Here is a 20,452-nt window from a genome sequence, read left to right as displayed (position 1 = left end):
CCCGAAATTGGCTTGTTTTAAAACAAATCTCGCCTAATCTCCACCTCTAATTTTACAATTTATAATAGCATAATTTTACCTCTTTGTCAACTGTGCCGCCAAATAAAAACCCCGCCTTGGGGCGGGATTTTATTTAAATCACTAAAATTTTTATATCCCACCGTACCAACTCACATTTAGAAAAACCCAAATAACACACTGACCCTCGTTGCATTCACCCAAAGCTTTACCAACAATCGGACCTGGCGCAGTCGCTTTCATGGCGTGGCCAGGGATCAAAGAGGTTGTCAGCAAATCTCCACGATGAATCATACCATTGATATTTGTTACTTTTGTCGGCACGCGGCCAGCGACGGCCAAAAGTTTTCCCTCTCTAATGTCGCCTGTGATAATTAAACTTGGCTTGGTAGAGATAATCCCAAGAACACTTTGATCATAAGGTTTGGTTGCAAGTTTTGCCGAATTATCATTTTGATCATCAATGACAATAACATCACCAGCCTCGCCCTCGCCGCTGTAAGCAACCATTTCCGCTAAGTCAGTATGACCGCCATCAAGCCAGGCCTCTCCGTCAACTTCCAAGCTACCATTGATAAAAAGATCGTTCTGATCTGTAATTTCTCCTCCGCCGGTATGGCCTGCGAGTGCTGGACCAATTGTGTTATAATCAACCGCCGTAATTCCGTCGTTGATTGAAAAACGATAAGCATAAATTCCTCGGCCTCCATTAAAAAATCCTGCCCAACCAGTCACAGAAAGGGTTGAGGCAAAAATACCATAATTGTTTCCGGATCCACTAGCAAGGGCATAAACGCCGTAGGAATCAGCTGCGTTGCCGTCTGCTTTAAAAAATCCTCCCATATTACTTGCTCCAGCTATGGCCGTAGCCGCACCATAAACCGCTATGGCTGTATCGCCAGCCGCGGTGAAATATCCACCAAAATTTTGTACCGCGCCAGTAGCCGGGGCCTCGCCTCTAACACCGTAAACGCTAGCTGCTCCCGAGGCTAAACCGTAAACACCGCTTGTGCCCGCGCCTGTGCCAGCCGCGGTAAAATATCCACCATAGTTTGTAACCGCAGTACTATCGGAAGCAAGCCCATAGACGCCGTAAACAGATGCTGCCCCGCTTGCCTCGGCATAGACTCCTGATGTTCCAGCCCCTGAACCGCGCGCAGTAAAATAACCACCGTAATTTATTTCGGCTCCGGTATTTGTAGCATCACCAAAAACAGCTTGGGCTGTGCCGCCTTGGGCGGAAAAATAACCGCCGTAGTTTGTAACTCCTGCAGTAAGATCTGGGGCATATCCCCTCACACCTATAACGGTTCCAGAACCAGATGCCTCACCATAGACACCGCTTGATAAAGCACCTGTGCCAGCCGCGGTGAAATATCCACCGTAATTAGCCGTGGCAGTCGTATCTGATGCTATACCATAAACTCCATATCCGCCTTGGCCGCTAGCCCGGAAATACCCTCCGTAATTCGCCGCGGCGCTGGTATCATTCGCCCAGCTATAAACTCCATATCCGCCGGGCCCGTATGATATAAAATAGCCACCATAATTTACCCCGGCTGTCCCGGAAGCTACACCTCTAACTCCGTAACCAGTGTCTCCCGCCGCAGTAAAAGATCCCCCCGTATTACTTGTCCCCAAACCGCTCGCAGAAGCTTCTCCATAAACGCCCAACCCCCAATCTCCCGCCGAGGTAAAATAACCGCCATAATTTGCAATCATTGGATTTCCTGACTCTGAAGCCTCACCAAAAACGCCTCGACCTCCGCCACCTGCCGCAGTAAAATATCCACCGTATCTAGTATTGTTAGTTGCATCAGTTGACTGACCATAAACTGCTACAGTGTTCTTTGCCGCCGAACTTGTCACGGAATAAACTCCGTATTTTTTAGCAGTCGTTAAATCTACGGTCCGATCAGTATCCGGGGCGGCCGTACCAATTCCAATATTGTCATTTGTGGAATCAAGAAAAAAAGTATTTGTATCAAAAGTAACATTGCCAGTTAAAACAAAATTCCCGCTTGAATCTGTTACCGGAACAAAAGCAGTTGCGCCTCCAATTTCAGAAGAATCCAGACCATCCATTAAATCCGCGTTAAAAGCATACCCAGCTGCCCCGATTCTTTTTCTCGGCGTCATTTCCGAATCCGCGCCAACAGTTATGCCAAGATAATATGAATCATCATTAAAATCTAAATTTATTGGACAATCACCCGACTCGCCAAGTTGAGTGGAAAAAATACCAAGCGAAGTTGTGACTGATTTTGCCGAAGGATTAAAAGGAGCGCCGCAAGCGTCTGATTCACGCGCGGTCCAAAGGACAACATTGCCCGCGGGGGCATTATAAATCGTAAATTTTATATTATACGCTCCATCAGCCACGGTAATGCCGCCAGAGTCCTCCAGCTTTCCTTGGTAATTTAAAACTTTATAAATTCCCGGCGCGGCAGAAACTGGAGGACTCCATTTTTGCAACAAAGCAAAACCAATAACGCCAAGGCTCGCAATAGCAAAAAATCCCAAGATTAAAACTAACGGGCGCAAAGAATTTTTATTCCTGCCATTTTGTTTATGAGGGTGACTGTTTTGAATTGAATCAAACATACAATTATAAATATTAGGAGATAGATATTCAAAGTTAGGGATCTGCTTCTTTCCCCAACCTCTTCCTTTTTAATTATACCACAAAAATTAAATAATTTTAATCAGTTGATTTATAAAAAATCAATAAATACAACAACTCCTCACCTTGCGGTGGGGAGCTGCTATTATATACGAGTTATGGCCCGTACCCGAAGGCACAACTCGTTTACAATTTTTAATAACCACTACGGCGCTGGCGCTGGCTCACTTGGCGCCGGTTCAGACGGTGCCGGTTCACTTGGGGCAGATTCTACTGGAGGAACTTCTGGAGTTGGCTCAGTTGGCACAGGCTCTGACGGAGCTGGTTCAGAAGGAGGAGTTTCTGGCGCTGGTTCGCTTGGTGGGGGTTCGCTTGGAGCAGACGGCGCTGGTTCGCTTGGCGCGGGTGTTGTTGGCGGATCTTCGTAGCCCTTTCGTCTCGCAATCACAATCCAATCAAAGGCCGCGTCAGAAGTTCCGGCATTCAATTCCGCTACTCGGAAACTATAAGCAGTTTTTTCCGCGACATAGACGCCGTTAGCCGGTTCGGTTAATGTCACAATTATTTTTAGAGCAGTCTCCGCGGAAATATGTTTGATAAACTCTGGGTCAAGTAAACTTAGATCAATCATCTTTGTTCCGTTCTCCAACCGCGAAGATCCGGACAAAGTTAATTCTACTTTATCTGAAGTTACTCCAAACATCTCTTTCTCGCCCGCGTCCTCAGCAATTAATTTTACTTTCAAGATACCATTTTCATCAATGCTCCATTTTTCATCCAACCCAACAATCTTCCCGACATTTAAAATATAATTGCCATTCATATTTAAATCACCAGTAAGTGTGAGCTGTGCCAATTCTCCGACTGGCGTCGTCTCCCCCATAACGTTATACCAAGAGAGATTAACGAAAACTTTCACTAAACCAACACCAGGGCCATCAAAACTTTCAAGCGCTGTTCCAATAATCAAACCCGACTCAGTCGCTTTCATGGCCACGCCAGGCGTCGCGGAAGTTGTTAAAAAGTCGCCAGGCCGAATCGGACCGTTTTCCGCAGAAACTTTTGTCGGCACGCGGCCAGCCAGGGCGATCGGATAACCTTGATCGGCCGAAGGGTCGTCAAAATCAACATTGGCTCCGGCTAAAAATCCCGGCTCAGTAGAAACAATGCCGAGCGCCATATTATTATAAGTAGTGGTTGATTTTTTTACATACTCATTTGTCGCCTCGTCTAACACAACCACGTCTCCAGCCTCAAGCAATTCGTGCGATAAGAACATTTCGGCAAAATCAAACGAGCCTGTCGCCCATCCAGCGGCGTTCGTTCTTATGCGATTGTTACGATAGAAAATGTAAGCATCGGTTTGCGCGCCTGTTGGCGAGGCCGGATAAAATTTCCCGGAAAGACCAAACGCGCCGGCCTGATCAAGATAAGCAACTTCCTGCCCTGCATTATTTAAAACTGCTAATTTGTAATTTGACGCGCTCGCGACAACATTATTAATTTTCATTTCCACATTTTGCGCCGTAGCGCCATCCCAACCAGAACCGCGAAAAGTTAAACCTTTGGAGTTATAACCCTGAATAATTTCTGTCGCTGTTTCTGTTTTATTGAAAGTAAAATCATCATTGAAAAAAGAAATCGTGCCATCAGTAGTAATCGTTCCGCCTGAATGCCATTTTTGATTAACATAAACTTCAATCGTTCCTTGCCCCGGGCCGCTCCATGACGCTAATGCCCGACCAATCACCGAACCGGGTTTTGTGGCTTTCATTGCTACGCCAGGCATTGATGAAGACGTTAACAAATCTCCCGGATTAATTGTGCCATTTTCATCATTAACTTTTGTCAAAGACATTCTACCAATTAAAGTAATAACTCTTTGATCCGGGCCGAGGTCACCATCTGAATCTCCGCCGATAAAAGCTGCCATTGTCGCATCAGTCACGATCCCAACTAATCCTTCTTCATAAGCAGCGGATGATTTTTTAAGTTTACCAGTAACATTGTCAACCACCACCAAATCTCCCAAAGATAAAGATAAATCACTCACATCAAAAACTTCGGCTAAGTCAGCGCCAGCCGATGAATAAGCGCCATCAGCATAAGTCGCACCAGCCATTGACACCCTGAATTCTGCGTCCGGAGTGCCATTAACATCAGAGTTAAAGGCAATAAAATTTCCGCTTGAGGCTGAAGTAACATTCGCGTCAACCTGGATTAAACCAACGCGTCTGGTCGCGGCATCACCCGTAGTGGTAAAACCGGTGTCAGTTGTGGAAACGATTTTTAAAGGGCCGCCGTCGGTGGTTGTGAGATAACTGTCAGCCCAAGTAACTTTTAAAGCAATATTATTTGCGGAGACGGAGGTTGCAGCAACCGTTAAAGTCGGGCCAGAAGCGGCACCGGTCATTTGACTAGCTGAACCGCTGACATACAAACCATAGCCCCCGGTAAAATACCCTGCCCAGCCAGCGGCTGAAGTCACCGCGCCGTAGACTCCATAGTTTGTACCAGAAGCGCCCGTCGCGGACCCGTAAATACCCACTCCGCCACCTGTTCCAGCTGCGGAAAAATATCCGCCATAATTTGCTACCGCGCCCGTGTCAGAAGCCTCACCCCTAACTCCATAACCGGTGTCTCCGGCGGCTTTCCCATAAACGCCGTAATTTGTCACAGCTCCTGTATTCGTAGCTTCAAAATAGCCGCCATAAACAGTACTTGCGGCAGAAGCTACACCATAAACGCCAATGCCCGCCCCGCCCGCGGCGGAGAAATAACCGCCATAATTTTGAACTGCGGCAGTATCAGTAGCCTCACCATAAACACCACGACCGTAATCACTAGCAGATGTAAAATAACCGCCATAAGCTGTTGTTGCTCCAGTAGTTGAGGCTGAGCCGTAAACTGCGCGGCCTGTCGTGCCAGCAGATGTGAAATACCCTCCGTAACTTGTGCCCGCTCCTGCATCTGAAGCAACCCCGTAAACACCATAAACAGTGCTTTTCGCAGTTGCTTCCGCATAAACACCATAACCAGAAGTGCCGGACGAACTAAAATATCCACCATAAGTTGTTGTACCGCTCGCGTTGTAAGCAGAACCCCAAACTGCTCGTCCCGTTTCACCAGACAAAAATCCTGACGTACCATAACCGGTTGTTGCATTACCGCGAACGCCATAACCAGTCGTTGCTTCGCCGTGCACCCCCTCGCCATCAGCACCGGTTCCGTAAATTCCATAACTCGCGCCACCAATATAGCCTGAATGCGTGGCGTCATAATAACCATAAACACCATAACTTCCCGTACCCAATTGTCCATATCTAGTCCCGTCTGTTCCATAAACACCTGCCGAAGCATACCCCAATTGTCCATATCTAGTCCCGTCTGTTCCATAAACACCAATTGTACCGCGGCCATAAACGCCGTAGGTGGAATCCCCTAAATAACCATACTGCGTTGCGCTAACATAACCATAAACACCTACTGAACCTTTCCCATAAACACCATAATTTGTACCCGAAAGGCCAGTTGCTTCGCCATATACCCCATATGCTCCTCCCGTACCCCCTGCTAAAAATTTCCCACCATAATTCGCTGTTGCGCTACTTGCAGAAGCCCAACCAGAAACAGCAATACCTAAATCTCCATCAGCCCGAAAATTCCCGCCGTAGTTTGTGACTGCGCCAGTGGCAGATGCTAATCCATAGACAGCGCTGCCGGAATTACCACTTGCCTGAAAATATCCACCGTAGTTTGTAACCGCGCCTGAGGCTACTGCCGTTCCATAAACACCCCTACCCGAATTACCCGCAGCATAAAAATATCCGCCGTAGTTTTCATAAGCGCCGGCACTTGTTGCTGCGCCTTGGACGCCAATAACATCTGCTGCAGCAGAAGCCAAGCCATAGACACCAACTGCGCCAGAAGCTTGGCCAGAGGTTGAACCATAGACGCCGTAAACAGCGGCATTAGCATTTGCAATACCGCGCACGCCGGCTGTGCCCGCGCCTGCACCATTTGCTTCAAAATAACCGCCGTAGTTTACTGTGGCGCCGATGTACTCAGCGTAACCGTAAACACCGCGACCGGTATATCCTTCTGTTGTAAAATATCCACCATAACTTGTAGCATTATCAACAGCCGACGCTCGCCCCTGAACGCCATAGACTATACCAACAGCCGTGGCTAAGCCATAAACACCACTTGCACCAGTACCCGACCCAAATGCAGCAAAATATCCGCCGTAATTTGCTACTGCGCCAGAACTGGATGCTGCGCCCTGAACGCCAATAACCTCGCTGGCCGCGCCAGAAGCCTCGCCATAGACACCGCTTGCACCAGTATTCGCACTTATAGTAGAACCATAGACGCCATACACTGCGGCCCCTCCGTTTGCAATGCCACGAACACCAGCTGTTCCTGCGCCTGCACCATCTGCTATAAAATAACCACCATAGTTTACAGTGGCAGCAGAATTTGAAGCCTGGCCATAAACGCCCCGGCCAGTTTCACCGTTGGCCGTAAATGCTCCGCCAGTATTTGTGACCGCGCCGCTGTTTGAAGCATAACCAATAACGCCGAAAACCGAGCCGGCGCCAGAAGCTTCGCCATAAGCACCAGCTGCAAAAGTGCCATCTCCGTGCGTCACAAAATAACCTCCATAATTCACTGCGCTAGTAGTGGCCTGGGCCGTTCCATAAACAGCCCTGCCAGTATCGCCAACAGCCATGCCATAAACGCCGTAGTTTGTGTAAGCGCCGGTGGCCGTGGCTTCGCCATAAACGCCGCGTCCCGTATTGCCGGCACCGGTAAACACACCGCCGTAGTTTGTGACTGCGCCAGTGGCTGAAGCAACTCCATGAACACCCAATGCTAAATTTGTTGCGCCACTTGCTTCGCCATAAACCCCGGTTGCTCCAGTTACTGTTCCTGCTGCGGTAAAATATCCGCCATAGTTTGCTACTGCACCAGTATCAGTTGCAGCTCCTTGAACACCATAAACCGAGCCGGCGCCAGAAGCTTCGCCATAGATGCCAGCCGCGGCAGAACCCGTACCTTCCGCCAAAAAATACCCACCGTAGTTCGCTACCGCGCCAGTATTTGTCGCCTGTCCGTAAACGCCAGCTGTGTTGGCAGCTGTGCCGCCGCCGACAAAGTACCCTCCATAATTTGTAGCTGCGGCATTGGAAACCGCCTCGCCATAAACACCACGACCATTTTCACCATTGGCAAAAAACGCGCCGCCGTAATTTATGTAAGCGCCAGTGTTGGTGGCTTTCCCGTAAACTCCGGCAATATTGTCCGCTGTGGCAGTAACTTCACCATACACTCCGGCAGTCAAAGTGCCTGTCCCAGCCGCGGTAAAATATCCGCCGTAATTTGCTACTGCTGTTGCGTCTGTGGCAGTGCCGTAAATACCATATCCACCAGCTGCCGAACTTGTCCCGGTAATCGCGATCGCGCCGGTACCCGAAACTGAAACAACATCGTTGGCCGTTGCCGGAGATAAAGTTGTTCCGCTCCGAGACCAATATCCGATCGCGCCGGAAGTCGGAGCGGTGGAAGTTAAATTTTTTGAAGCGTCAGTGTAGACGGCGGAGGAGGCAGAGAGAGAATCTATTCTCGCCGCGGAAGCGTACAAACCAAGCCCGCCGTCAAAATATCCCGCCCAACCGCTTGAAGAAATGACTTCGCCATAAACACCATAAGTTGTACCCGTACCAGAGTTAGCCCGGCCATAAACTCCATAGCCGCCCGGACCATTTGACCAAAAATAACCGCCGTAATTTATCCCCTCAGTCCCGCTGGCTAAACCCCTAACACCAACGCCCGTATCTCCATCAGCCTGACCGTAAACGCCATAATTTGTAGCAAAGGCTGTGGCCGTAGCCACGCCCTGGACACCGACTCCAAGATTACCAGCCGCGGTAAAATAACCACCATAAAATGGACTAAAACCGCCTGTCGCTGTAGATTCGCCGTAAACACCTGCTGTGCCGCTCCCCGTTCCTGCGGCTATAAAATATCCGCCGTAATTTGCTACTGCTGTTGCGTCTGTGGCAGTGCCGTAAATACCATATCCACCAGCTGCCGAACTTGTCCCGGTAATCGCGATCGCGCCGGTACCCGAAACTGAAACAACATCGTTGGCCGTTGCCGGAGATAAAGTTGTTCCGCTCCGAGACCAATATCCGATCGCGCCGGAAGTCGGAGCGGTGGAAGTTAAATTTTTTGAAGCGTCAGTGTAGACGGCGGAAGAAGCCGTGAGGCCAGTAAACTGAATTGTGCCGCTGGAAATAATGCCCGTTGCCGCGGCGATAGCGCCGGAAGAATTAACCTGAAAAAGGTCGCCACTACCAACAGTAAAAAGCGCAGCGGGAGAAATATCACTGATGCCGACATAACCCCCGTTTGGATTTAATATCAATGGCCGAGTTGTATAACTCGTTCCGGGGTCTAGGGATTGAATGTAACCAATATCATTAGTCGCATCCGTTCCTATAATAAGACCTGTGTCAGTCAAAGTTGAGTCTGTTATTTTAATAGCTCCCGTATTTTCACTGTTATAAGTTGAATCTTTTACTAAATGTAACAAACTAACCGGAGCCGCCGTACCAATGCCAACATCTCCGTCCGCCTGAATAACAAATGGCGTAGTGTCGCCGTCGTTTGTGTCGGCGACCAAGAACGAATCTCCCGAACCGTCATTGACAACCTCTAAAGATGCGTCCGCGGAAGTATCATTAATGCCGACTGGTCCGACAAAGTACGCGGCCCCGGCATTTGAAATTGTCGCGGTCGTGCTCCAATCAGTCGTCTTTTTCATATTCAAATTCGTCCAAGAAACATCCATGTTCTGATTATAATATTTTGGGATAACGGCCAACTGATTCGCCGAACTTTCACGAGTTGGGAACCATTCTAGCTCAGCAATTCTTATGCCCAAACCCGGGTCACCACCACCGGAAAAAGTAAATTTGATCTTTTTAATATAAGTAATTGTCGGTGATGTATTAACAATTAACGGATTTTTATTATTGCTTGCCGTGGTATAAATTGTAGTCCACTCATCCACGAGCGAGACGGAATTATAATGATACATTTCCACCGTAATATTAGTCGGAAAATAAGTGTAATAAAAACTCATCACGAGCATACCATTCTCGTAGGTAAAACTCGGACTTGCCGTATTATCTGTCCATCCCATTTGGGGATTAAAGTCAACTTCCACCGTACCGGTTCCCCCATAAGGAATTATTGCCGCGGAATCATAAAAACTGTCGTATAAAACACTAGTTCCGCCGGAAAAACCAGTAGTTGTGACTGTGTGGCGGCCGGTATTGGAACCAAGCAAACGATTCATTGGAAGACCTATGCCATTTGCGGAACCAATAGAATTTTGATACCAGGGGTTAATGGCGACGTAAGCATTGGTGATTGGACCAAAATTAACGTTCAACCCCGCCACTGTAGCAGTATCGCCAGAAGTTGTTGGGCTTAAAACCGTGCCTGTGCGAGACCAATATCCAAGCGCGCCGGAAGTCGGAGCTGTTGAAGTTAAATTTTTTGAGGCATCAGTGTAAACTGCAGAGGAGGCGGTAAGAGAATTGATGCGAGCTGCAGAGGCATACAAACCAAGCCCGCCGGAAAAATAACCACCCCAGCCGGTAGCGGAAGATGTGGTACCATACACACCGTAATTTACACCTCCACTACCCGTTGCCGAGCCCTGCACGCCAATGCCTGTGTCGCCAGCAGAGGAAAAAGCACCGCCTATGTTTGTAACCGCGCCAGTGGCCGTGGCGACTGCTGAAATACCTCGACCGCTATTTCCCGCGGAAGAAAAATATCCGCCGTAGTTTGTGACTGCGCCGGTGGTTGGGGCTGTGCCTGTTACGCCAACGCCACTACCTCCGTCAGCCCTAAAATAACCTCCTGTATTACCTACTGCGCCGGTAGCCGTAGCGTGACCATAAACACCATACCCGGTATTTCCTGCTGCGTAAAAAAGACCGCCGTAGTTTGTGACTGCGCCGGTAGCAGAAGCAGTACCATAAACGCCGCGGCCACTATTTCCCGCGGAAGAAAAATATCCGCCGTAGTTTGTGACTGCGCCAGTGGCTGAAGCAGTACCATAAACGCCGCGGCCACTATCACCAGCCGTCGCGCCGTAAACACCATAGTTTGTGACTGCGCCGGTGGCGGAAGCTGTTCCGTAAATTGCATAACCGCTATTGTTTGATGTGATAGCATTAACTGCTCTCGTACCCGATGAGGAAACATCAAGAGTGTAAGCCGGCGAAGTTATACCAACACCAACATTTCCTGCGGCGAAAATCGCGGCGTAATTATTTGTCACCGCACCAGAGGCCGTGACATAGAGGCCCACATTTGTTGTCCCCGCGCCGGTGTTTGAAATGTATGCGCCGTAGTCTGTGCCAGTTGTCGCGCCAGAGGCGGCAATGTTTAAAGCCTTGTTGTCCGCACCCGTGGCAGTTGAAGTTAAAGTTAAGAGATCTCCGGAATTACCAGTAACTGCGACAACATCATTCGCCGTCGCCGGAGACAAAGTTGTGCTCGTGCGAGACCAGTATCCGATTGAGCCGGAAGTCGGAGCAGTTGAAGTTAAATTTTTTGAAGCGTCAGTATAGACCGCGGATGAAGCAGAGAGGCCGGAAAAATTTCCACCAGAAAAATACCCCACGCCGTCTTTATCAATATATGCTTTTTCGGTAGTGTTATTTACAAAACTAACAAGTTTCGCCCCGGCAGTGGAAAGAGTATTGTTGGAACCAATTGTTGCACCAACCGCAGTTCCACCGTCGGCAACAGTACCTTTTAAAGTTAATGTTGTTGCGGTTAAAGTTTTGACCGTGTCTACGGCTAATCCTGAAGCACTTACGTTTGCCACCGCTGCTCCGCCAACACCAACATTTATTTGTGTTGCTGAATAGTAAAGCCCCGTATCAAGGTCGCTTGTAAATGTATAGCTCGGAGCGCCGACAGCGCCGTCACTCGCCTTCATCACTCCACCCAAAGTTAAATTTTGCGTCAAAGTTAAATGTCCGCTTCCGTCTGTCACCGGCACAAAAGCGAACGAACCGCCGGCGGCGGAAGTGTTAAGTCCATCCAATAAATCGGCGTTGAAAGCGTAGCCCGAAGCGCCAACTCTTTTTCTTGGTTCCATTTCCGCATCCGATTCCACGGTTAGACCAAGATAATAACTATCACTATTAAAATCTAAATTGATGGCGTTTGAATCGGTTCCACCCGGACAAGAATCGGAATTTGTATCGCCAAGCATTACGGAAAAAACCCCGTTCGCGACCGCGACTGTACGGGCAGTCGGCGTACCGGTCGTCCCACATTCTGTCCAAAGCCGCGACCCACCGGAAGCCGCATCATAAATAGAAAACTTCATTAAGTAATTACCATCCGCCACCGTAATCCCTCCGCTATTTTGTAATTTACCTTGATAGTTTAATTGCTTATTAATCGCCGTAAAAGCTGTTGGCCGGAGTTGTTTCACAACAGAAAGCGTCATTATCCCAATACTTGTTAATGACAAAATACCCAAGACAAACACCAACAGAGTCAAGTTGGTTCCGCCTTGGGATGGTATTCTAATATTCGGTTTTTCTTCTCCTGAACTAAACATATTGGGTACTTTTTGTTTTTGCTTTCTGTTTTAACTTTTTTGTTTTTTGTTTTTCCTATTTCCTATACTTTATCCAACCCCACATCCAACCCTACGGCCGCGCCTTCTTTTCTCCCGCGAAGATCAATCGTCTCAGTCCGTTTCGGCGCAAAGCCAGGCTTGCTGAATGTCACATAATAAGCATTATTGCCAACCAAGAACGAATATCGCCCGCGACCGTCCGTAACTTGAGTTTCCAAAAGCTTATTGTATTCCGTTTCAAAAATTCTTGCCACTGTGAGCCCCACCGGCGCCTTTGTTTGATTTTCGTAAACAATGCCCCAGCTCTTTGGTTTTTTGCTTCTGGCCAAACGTCTAAAAAGTGCGTACAGAAGGCAGTGGCCAGCCAGAACCGCGACCATCCAAAGTTGCGGCGAAATTAAAACCGAAATAGCAGCAGCAAGAATGCCGAGCGGCGCGATGATGTTTTGTGCCTTTCTTCCAAAATGCGCGAGAACAATTTTTTTATCAGGTTTAGCTGTGCCCTCTACCGGATCAATCGGAATGTTCGGCGTCACGAGCGTATTTTTTTCCGTCACCGTAATTTCTTCGCCGTGATAAATATCTAAATATTTAACATCTTCTTTTATATCTTTTACAAAATTGGACGGGAAAGCAAAATTTGGTTTAACAACCTTGATAAAATATTGACCCGGCTGGACAAAGAAAGCAAAACGGCCTTCCTTATCCGTGACGCGAGTTTGGACCAGGCGGTTTGTCACTTTTTCATACAAACGAACTATTGCCAGATCAACCGGCATTTTTGATAAAGAATGATAAACAATGCCCCAACCTTTTCTTCGTTTTGGGAAAAGAAGGAGAAGCGGCTGGGTAAAAATCAATTGTAAAAATGGTAAAAGCGAGCCAAGAGAAATTGCTGTTCCATAACTTACGATCGCGACCGCGGCTACGGTCGGCACGGCAATACTTTCATTATTTTTTTCTACTTCAGGATTGTCCAAAACATCTTTGCGGACAATCTCAGAGGCGTAAATTGTTTTTTCTCCTAAATTTTTCGCAACATTCTGGATATTTTCAGTAATCGGCCCTTCGGGGTTCCAAACTTCGGAAAGCGACGGCGGTTTTATAAGAATTTCTACACTTTGATTAACAACGTTGTTTGCTATTTCAAAAACCGATGTGGTTTGATCACGGTAGTCGTCCTTTTGGACAAGTAAATAATATCGCCCCGGCGGAACCAGGAAAGCGAACTGACCAGAAGCGTCCGTTATTTGTGGATTGATTTGATGATAAGGAGTGGCATCCCAAACTCTGGAACCCGCCGTGCTCTCATAAAGCGTCACCTTGGCGCCGGACAATTTATTTGCTGCTGTTCCCTGCCAAATAAAACCGCGCGACAAAAGCGAAAGCGTTCCAAGAATTCTGTCATGAGAGCCATCTTTATAATCAACTAAAATCACGCTTGATAATTTTCCCGCAGTAGAGGGCGTTTGGATTGTCGTTTGCCGTGCGTCGGAAATTTCATTATAACCCAAAAGGTAAGAAAAACTATTTAAGGTTAAAACTATTCTTTCCACCTCTCGAGGAAATTTATTTTCTGAAATAGAAATTATAAGTGGTGAATTTTGTAAAGTCGTAAGCTCATCATTTCTATTTGGATAAATTTGAAGGGTTCCGTCGGCAATATAAAATGAAAAATCTCCAAGATTTAACCTCTGTGACTCCGGAACGGTCGGCTCTTCAGTAATTTCTTCTGGCAAAACAGGCTCGGCCGTGCAAGTGGCTGGTGAAATACACCCAAGCGCTTCGCAAGACGGCGGCTCGGGCGGTGGGGCAGCTGGCTGATTAAAAATATAGCGATAAGGCGTCATCCTATTTCCGGATAAATCTGCCGCGTTTATTTCCACAAGTACTGGCACACCCGGAGTAAAATCTGTGTCCGGATTTATCGCCACGGCGTATGACTCCGGAGTCCCGACAAAAGAAAATCTATTTATTCCTCCTCGCGTGTAAATTATACCATCCACGTTTACCGTTAAACTATCCAAATCAACTCCTGACTGACTGTCACGAATATCAAAAATAACATTTGTATCAAGGGGTACGTCGCGTTCGTCCGGCGTTGGATCGGGGTTTAACACGCTCGGTGGCGTAACATCAGCCACGCAAGAACCGCCGCTAAAGGTGTAAGAACCATTTGTCACGCCGGTCAAAAGATCGTCACTTGTCAAATATTCGGCAATGTTACTATCAATCGTGCTGCCGGCAACATATTCTACGGTCAACGCAGTGCCAACCGCACCTGCTCTCGGACGAAAAATAATTGTGCCAAAAGTGGCTCTGCCCGTGAGTTGTTCTAAAAAAGAAAATCCCGTCAGGCGGATCAACCCTTCCCCCGGCAAAACAATATTATCAGCATAGGCTTCGTAAGCGTTGCCATTTCTTATTTGGATTCCGCTTGCTGATGGATTAGCGTCGCGGATTTCAATTTGCGCGGGATTATAACGAATTAAAATATTAGCGGCGTCAGAGGTTTCTCCTGCGGTATCTATTTCAATATTCACCGCCGAATCACAACCAATAATAAACCCCGTGGAAGCCGGAGACAATTCAAAACGAGCGGCGAGCGCAAAATGGCCGAGAAGAAAACTAAATCCGATTGCGGCGATTGTACAAATTATCCTCCTCATACAATATATAGATACTTAATTAATTGTCCCCTACTCTCATCAGGTTCGCCAACAAAATATTAATGTCCAAAGAGTTGACGCCAGTATCACGATTTAAATCAGTAACTTCGTTTCCCGTGGATAGCGCACCTAAAAGGGTGGAAATATCCAGGGCGTTTACCATATTATCAGATGAACGATGAACATCTCCGGCTAAAAGATAAAAAATATTTCCTAAGGTAAAGTCCACTGAATTTACGCCGTTAGAAAGCGGTATGTCGCGCAAAATTTTTCGTAAATGAGATAGACCTTTAAAACCTATGTCATAATTTCCGCCGGAAATTGAAGTAAACTGAACCGCGCCCTGCCCAAGAGAAGAAGTTGTAACCGATCCTTCATCTGCGATAGTTCCGGTTATTGGTTCCCTTAAATCAACCAAACCTATTGTTGACCAATTCCCGCTCCGCGGCCATCTTTTTTCCGGCCAAGCTTTAATGTCCAAAGTAATCTCAACTGAAATTGTTGCTTCTGCCATTGCTCCTGAAGCAAAATTTCCGGCCGCGTCATAAGCAAAAGCTGTATAATAAATTGGCTGATTATAATTTGCGGAAGTAATACCAGTATCTTCAAATGAAGTAGCCACCCCATCAAAGACTATTTCGCCCTCAGCCGGATTTGTTGGATAAGTTGTAAAACTTCGTTTTATCAAAACTCCGCCAAAGTCTGGGTCAGTTGGATTAACCCAGTTCAAAAGAATTGTTAAATCCGCGGTTGGGACCGCCGTGAAATCCGTAACATTAGCTGGAGGGACGGCGTCCGGCAAAGTGGTAAAAATCTGATCACCCGAAGTTGCCGTGTTTCCGGACCCGTCAGATGAAGAAACTTCAAAATGATAAAGCGTGCTGCGAGTCAGAGAAATTAAATTGATGCTGTGTGTTGTTACTAAATCGGCAGAAAAAATATTTCCCGTGGTATACGCTCCGGTTAGCCCATATCTCACGCGAGAAGTAGACCGTTCATTCGTTTCCCAGGTCACAGTTGCCGACGTTTCAGTAATATTGATAACTCTGATATTTGAAATAATGGGAGGATCCGAGTCGGGTGGGGCTAAAGTCGTAAAAGTATCATCGCCGGAAACCGCCGCGTTGCCGGAGGAATCGGCCGAAGTCACGCGAAAATGATAAGTGGTATTCCCTAAAAGCCCGGAAATAACCAAACTATGAGAAGTAGCAAAATCGGTGGAGCTTACTTCGCCTAATTCATATGAGTCGGTTAAACCATATTCTACCTTTGAATTTGCCGGTTCGTCTGTTGTCCAAATTATAGTCGCTCCAGTCTCTGTGATATTTATAACTTGAATGTCAGAAATTATGGGAGCAGTTATGTCTGAACCTGAAAGAGTTTGGAAAATGTCATCGGCCGTGGTAGTCGTGGCGCCTTCCGCGTCGGCCGTCACTATTTGGAAATGATAAATTGAATCTGCGGTTAATCCTGATAAATCAACTCTATGGCTCGTTACCAACCCGCCGCCATCGCCGGTTTCCGTAGATCCATAACTGTCAGACAAGCCATAATTCACTCTTGAAGTAGCGGGCTCGTTAGTATCCCAAAGAACAGAGGCTGAAGTTTGTAAAATATTTACAACTCTAATATTTGAAACAATCGGCGGCGTAGCGCCAGTACCCGGCGCGCCTCCTCCGGTCGGCGCGTTAACATTCGCGCCAATGCCGATCTGGTCATTTGTAACAATGGCCACGGCAATATTGCTTGAATCCCCAAAAGTTCCGCCAATATGAACTACGTGACTTCCAATACTCGCTGGATTTGTAATTTGGCTAACACCTCCTGTCGCGTTTGTACCAATCAAAATTTGGACGCAAGATGCAGCAACAATTTCTCCAGCTGCGGCATCAGTTGGCGCAGTTAAAGTAACTATCTGGCCTGCAGCCACTGCCCCCCAAATTGGACTTAGCCCCGGAGCGGCCGCTAAAGTTTTTGAAATTTCATAAACACCGTCGCAAGCCGCGTCAACATTCAAATCCATGTCGCCGAAAGCAATCGTCCCAAGATTAAAACCTGCCGGAAAAGTAATCGTGACTGTGTCTGTTGGGGCGTCAACGCCGGTCGGAGTCGCGAATCTAATATCATGATTCGCGGCTGTGCTAATTTTTAACCGGCTCAACGTATCGCTCACTGAAGAAAGCTGGCTGGCGACCGATTGATTATTAAATATGGTAAAAAGGCTAGTTAAAACAAAAACCGCGATTAAAATTACGACGCCTTTTCTTTTGATTATTTTTTTCATGCGCCTCCTTCTAGATTCAAAACTCAAAAGACAAACGTCAAAAAATTAAAAGTGAAACTTTAAAATTCAAATTTTGACTTTTGATTTTTGTTTTTTGTTTTTTGAAAATTCAACGAACTCGTTTTGTCCTCCGAAAAATCAGAGGACATCAATGAAATAATTGAATTACTCTTCAATTTTTTGATCTTCAATTTTCTGATTATCTTCTGGTTTATTTTGCTGGCTATATTTTTTGATAAGCCACTTATTATAACTTTTGATGCCTAAAACAACGAGAAGAATAATGATCAGAGCTATGGCCAGATAGAAAAGTGTTACGCGCCATGGAAAAACCCAAAAGACAAGCGATGCCGTGGTTTCTTGTCCGTCTATCCCGTAATCCAAAATGAGAGTTGCTGTATATTTACCCCAAGCAAAATTTTCTCTTTCTTTTTGCCACTCGGACGCGCCGCGAGGAACTTCTGTTTTCTGCCAAGTCGCGTCAAATTTTCTAATTGACTCTGGAAGGACATTTGATAAATCTCCGTTCACCGGAAGAGATGTAACTTTTCTCCCCAATAAATTACTAATTTCAATCGCGCCGACTGGTTTTAAGTGAACATTGCCCAAATTTTCAAAACGAAAAGAAAAATTCGCGGGCAAATAATTATAAGAGGATCTGTCTGCCGTGAAACTGACTAATCTGCCCGTCTCAGTAATGTCCCCCGCGACTCTGACTAAAATTAATGTTCCGGTTTTAATGGTAACGCCAACGCCGCTTCCTTGAAGCGTGGTCGAGCCGCCCGGTGTCCAAAGAATTCCGGCGTAGTGGCCACCAGGTTCCGCATTGAGGGGAACGGCGATGCTAAATAAAATATCTTTTCTTTCATCGGCCGCCAAGGAAACCGTAGATTCATCAAGCTTTAGCCAAGTCGCCAAATCAGTCGATTCTTCAGGAGGAAGAAAGGCTGGCGCTCCAGTTTCATTCAACGCCTTAAAACTTTGTACTGCGCCAGTCAAAGTCTGCGCTTCCCTTGTTTCGTTATACAATTTAATGGTGTCAACAATCGTGTCTCCTGGCCGCGCGTCAAATTCAATGATTGGCGGGGAAACCGTTATGGCAGATACGGAAATCGGCGCTAACGCAAAAATTAAAGCGGCAAGCGAACTCACGAAAAAAATTTTTTTCATATCTTCCCCCTAACAGGTCGAGAATAAAATTATCGCGACTTGTTTGTTATTTTAAAAAATAATTTAAAGTTAAAAGGTTCCGGTGGAAATAAATGTCGTTGTGGCCGTATAAGAACCGGCAACGGTTGTTGCCGCGATAGACGCGGCAAAACATGCTGTTGTCGCGTCAGAGGAAACCGGACCAGAAGCCGTTGCCATCGAAGCTGGCGTATTGTCTCCGATTGTATCAATTGATTCCGCGTCTGCCACGATAGTGCCGTCAGCTCCAGCACAATCTGATTCAGTAACTATGTCAACACCCGTATCACTCGTGCCAATTCCAAATTCTTCTGAACCAGCGTTAACCTCTATGCCGGTGGCATTATCAATATTATCTGTTAAATTAGAGTGAATCAATTCAGCGCCCGTAGCTGTTCCTACTACTGTGGTGGTGTAGCCGCCAACAGCATTAGTGCTTGTAGTCAAAGTTACGCTGCAAGTCTGGACATTTGCGGTTGAAAGAGTCCCCAGGGCGCAAGAGTTGGAAGAAATTTCAAAAGTAAAAGTCGCGTTAACTGTGGCTGTTACTGTTACTTGATCATCTGAAATTATTGAGAGAGCCAAAGAGCCTGCATCAATCTCTGCGTCGGCTGCCGTAGTTGTGGCTAAAGTCATTAGCTTATCGTTCCCGGCCGTGGAGTTTGTCACTTGTTGATCGCCGGCTTCTCCTGCCGTCGCGTTGGTTCCCACTTCAATCAAAACGCATCTATCGGCAGTAATTGTATCCGAGTCAGAAACAAAAGTGAGAACTTGCCCGCCAACAGTCGCGCCCCAAGTTGCCCCCGAAGCTGCCGCTGCTAAAGTTTTGTCCGTAAAGGATGCCGTGGAGCAATTGTTACTGTCACCCACAGCCAAATCCACATCCGTGTAATCTACTGAACCCATGGCAAACCCCGTGGGAAAAGTGACTTTTATTTTTTGTCCAGCCCCTACGCCAGTAAGTTGAACAAACTTAATAGTATGATTTGCAGCCGTACTGGCTTTTAGACGAGTCAGTGTGTCCGTGATACTCGTCATAGCCGCGGCATGCACTGACAAAAGCGGAAAAGCGGCGAACAAAATCATACTCACCGCGGTGATTTGAACAATTTTTTTATGGACACTTCTGTTCTTCATATTTTTAGGATCTGCTGAACAGATCGTTAATAAATAACTTTTTTATAAATAATTTTTTAAAATCTTCCTGTGGAAATCAATGTGACTGAATGGGCATAGGCTCCGGCCGCTGTCATCGAGGAAATTGCTGCTTTAAAAGTAACTGTCACTGTGCTTCCATTTACCCAACTGCTATATAATGCGACTGCTTGTGGAGAAATTGTAATAGCCGTGTCTGCTCCGTTCATCTGTCCCGCCGCGCCAGACGTTCTAACCCCATATTCTTCTGCGCCGGGAGAAACTGTTCCGTCTGCCACATCATCAATATCCGCCCCGCCTACAGTTTTTAAATTTTCTTCCTCATGAATTGTTGTGACATATCCATTCACAGCATTAGTTGTAGTTGTGATAGTGATGCTATCTGAAGAAACGGCGTTTGTGGTCAACGTACCAAAATCAATTGAAGTTTTAGAAATATCAAAAGTCATTTTGGGGTCTGCTTCTGCCTGACGAAACCCTATTAAGCCAGCGTAGCTAGTACTTGTTATTTTTCCTGTGCCAATTTCCCCCAAGGTATCTTGAATTTTATAACTTGCCGAAAAGGAAGTTTCTTCTCCGCCAAAATTTAGAGAATCCATCCAGTTAATGTAACTTTCAGAATTCATTAATGCCAAGCTAAGAGGCGCTCTCCAAAAAGCAACAAGAGAAATAAAAACAAGAGTGATTATAATGACTTTTATGAAAATTTTTTTCATAAACAACGTCGATCACCTATTTCAAGGTAAAGCCTAAGACTAAAATTTCTGTTCCAAGGGTACAAGTACCTTCTGAGGGCACAAAGTACACCTCCCACACAAATTGGCGTGGGGCAA

The 20,452-nt window shown here is 46.6% G+C and carries 7 protein-coding genes; all 7 read right to left on the bottom strand.

Going from position 1 to position 20,452, the window contains the following annotated elements; all coding sequences use genetic code 11:
• Positions 1 to 150 precede the first annotated feature (150 nt).
• Positions 151 to 2,622, bottom strand: coding sequence for a hypothetical protein (locus WC445_03350; GenBank protein ID MFA5128973.1), 2,472 nt, complete (start codon positions 2,620 to 2,622; stop codon positions 151 to 153).
• A 224-nt stretch (positions 2,623 to 2,846) separates the two neighbouring features.
• Positions 2,847 to 12,302 (bottom strand): hypothetical protein, encoded by a 9,456-nt coding sequence (locus WC445_03345; GenBank protein ID MFA5128972.1) that lies wholly within the window; start codon positions 12,300 to 12,302, stop codon positions 2,847 to 2,849.
• A gap of 62 nt (positions 12,303 to 12,364) precedes the next feature.
• The gene (locus WC445_03340; GenBank protein ID MFA5128971.1) at positions 12,365 to 14,992 is read right to left on the bottom strand and encodes an Ig-like domain-containing protein; all 2,628 of its coding nucleotides are present in this window, start codon (positions 14,990 to 14,992) and stop codon (positions 12,365 to 12,367) included.
• A gap of 19 nt (positions 14,993 to 15,011) precedes the next feature.
• Complete coding sequence (locus WC445_03335; protein MFA5128970.1) at positions 15,012 to 17,276, bottom strand: fibronectin type III domain-containing protein; 2,265 nt, start codon at positions 17,274 to 17,276, stop codon at positions 15,012 to 15,014.
• A 165-nt stretch (positions 17,277 to 17,441) separates the two neighbouring features.
• A complete protein-coding gene (locus tag WC445_03330) occupies positions 17,442 to 18,446 on the bottom strand; it encodes a hypothetical protein (GenBank protein MFA5128969.1) in 1,005 nt (334 codons plus the stop codon).
• 69 nt (positions 18,447 to 18,515) lie between these two features.
• Positions 18,516 to 19,601, bottom strand: a complete 1,086-nt coding sequence (locus WC445_03325; GenBank protein ID MFA5128968.1) for a hypothetical protein — start codon at positions 19,599 to 19,601, stop codon at positions 18,516 to 18,518.
• Between the two features lie 56 nt (positions 19,602 to 19,657).
• The gene (locus WC445_03320) at positions 19,658 to 20,335 is read right to left on the bottom strand and encodes a hypothetical protein (GenBank protein MFA5128967.1); all 678 of its coding nucleotides are present in this window, start codon (positions 20,333 to 20,335) and stop codon (positions 19,658 to 19,660) included.
• Positions 20,336 to 20,452: the final 117 nt, after the last annotated feature.

Source organism: Patescibacteria group bacterium, assembly GCA_041650995.1.
Taxonomy (GTDB): Bacteria; Patescibacteriota; Patescibacteriia; order XYB2-FULL-38-15; family XYB2-FULL-38-15; genus JAHIRI01.
Note: the sequence above shows the minus strand (reverse complement) of the source record. Positions and strands in the feature narration are given on the sequence as shown.

Coding starts and splice junctions, on each gene's coding strand:
- WC445_03330 (MFA5128969.1), bottom strand. CDS start 18,446: ATGAAAAAAATTTTTTTCGTGAGTTCGCTTGCCGCTTTAATTTTTGCG.
- WC445_03340 (MFA5128971.1), bottom strand. CDS start 14,992: ATGAGGAGGATAATTTGTACAATCGCCGCAATCGGATTTAGTTTTCTT.
- WC445_03345 (MFA5128972.1), bottom strand. CDS start 12,302: ATGTTTAGTTCAGGAGAAGAAAAACCGAATATTAGAATACCATCCCAA.
- WC445_03335 (MFA5128970.1), bottom strand. CDS start 17,276: ATGAAAAAAATAATCAAAAGAAAAGGCGTCGTAATTTTAATCGCGGTT.
- WC445_03350 (MFA5128973.1), bottom strand. CDS start 2,622: ATGTTTGATTCAATTCAAAACAGTCACCCTCATAAACAAAATGGCAGG.
- WC445_03320 (MFA5128967.1), bottom strand. CDS start 20,335: ATGAAAAAAATTTTCATAAAAGTCATTATAATCACTCTTGTTTTTATT.
- WC445_03325 (MFA5128968.1), bottom strand. CDS start 19,601: ATGAAGAACAGAAGTGTCCATAAAAAAATTGTTCAAATCACCGCGGTG.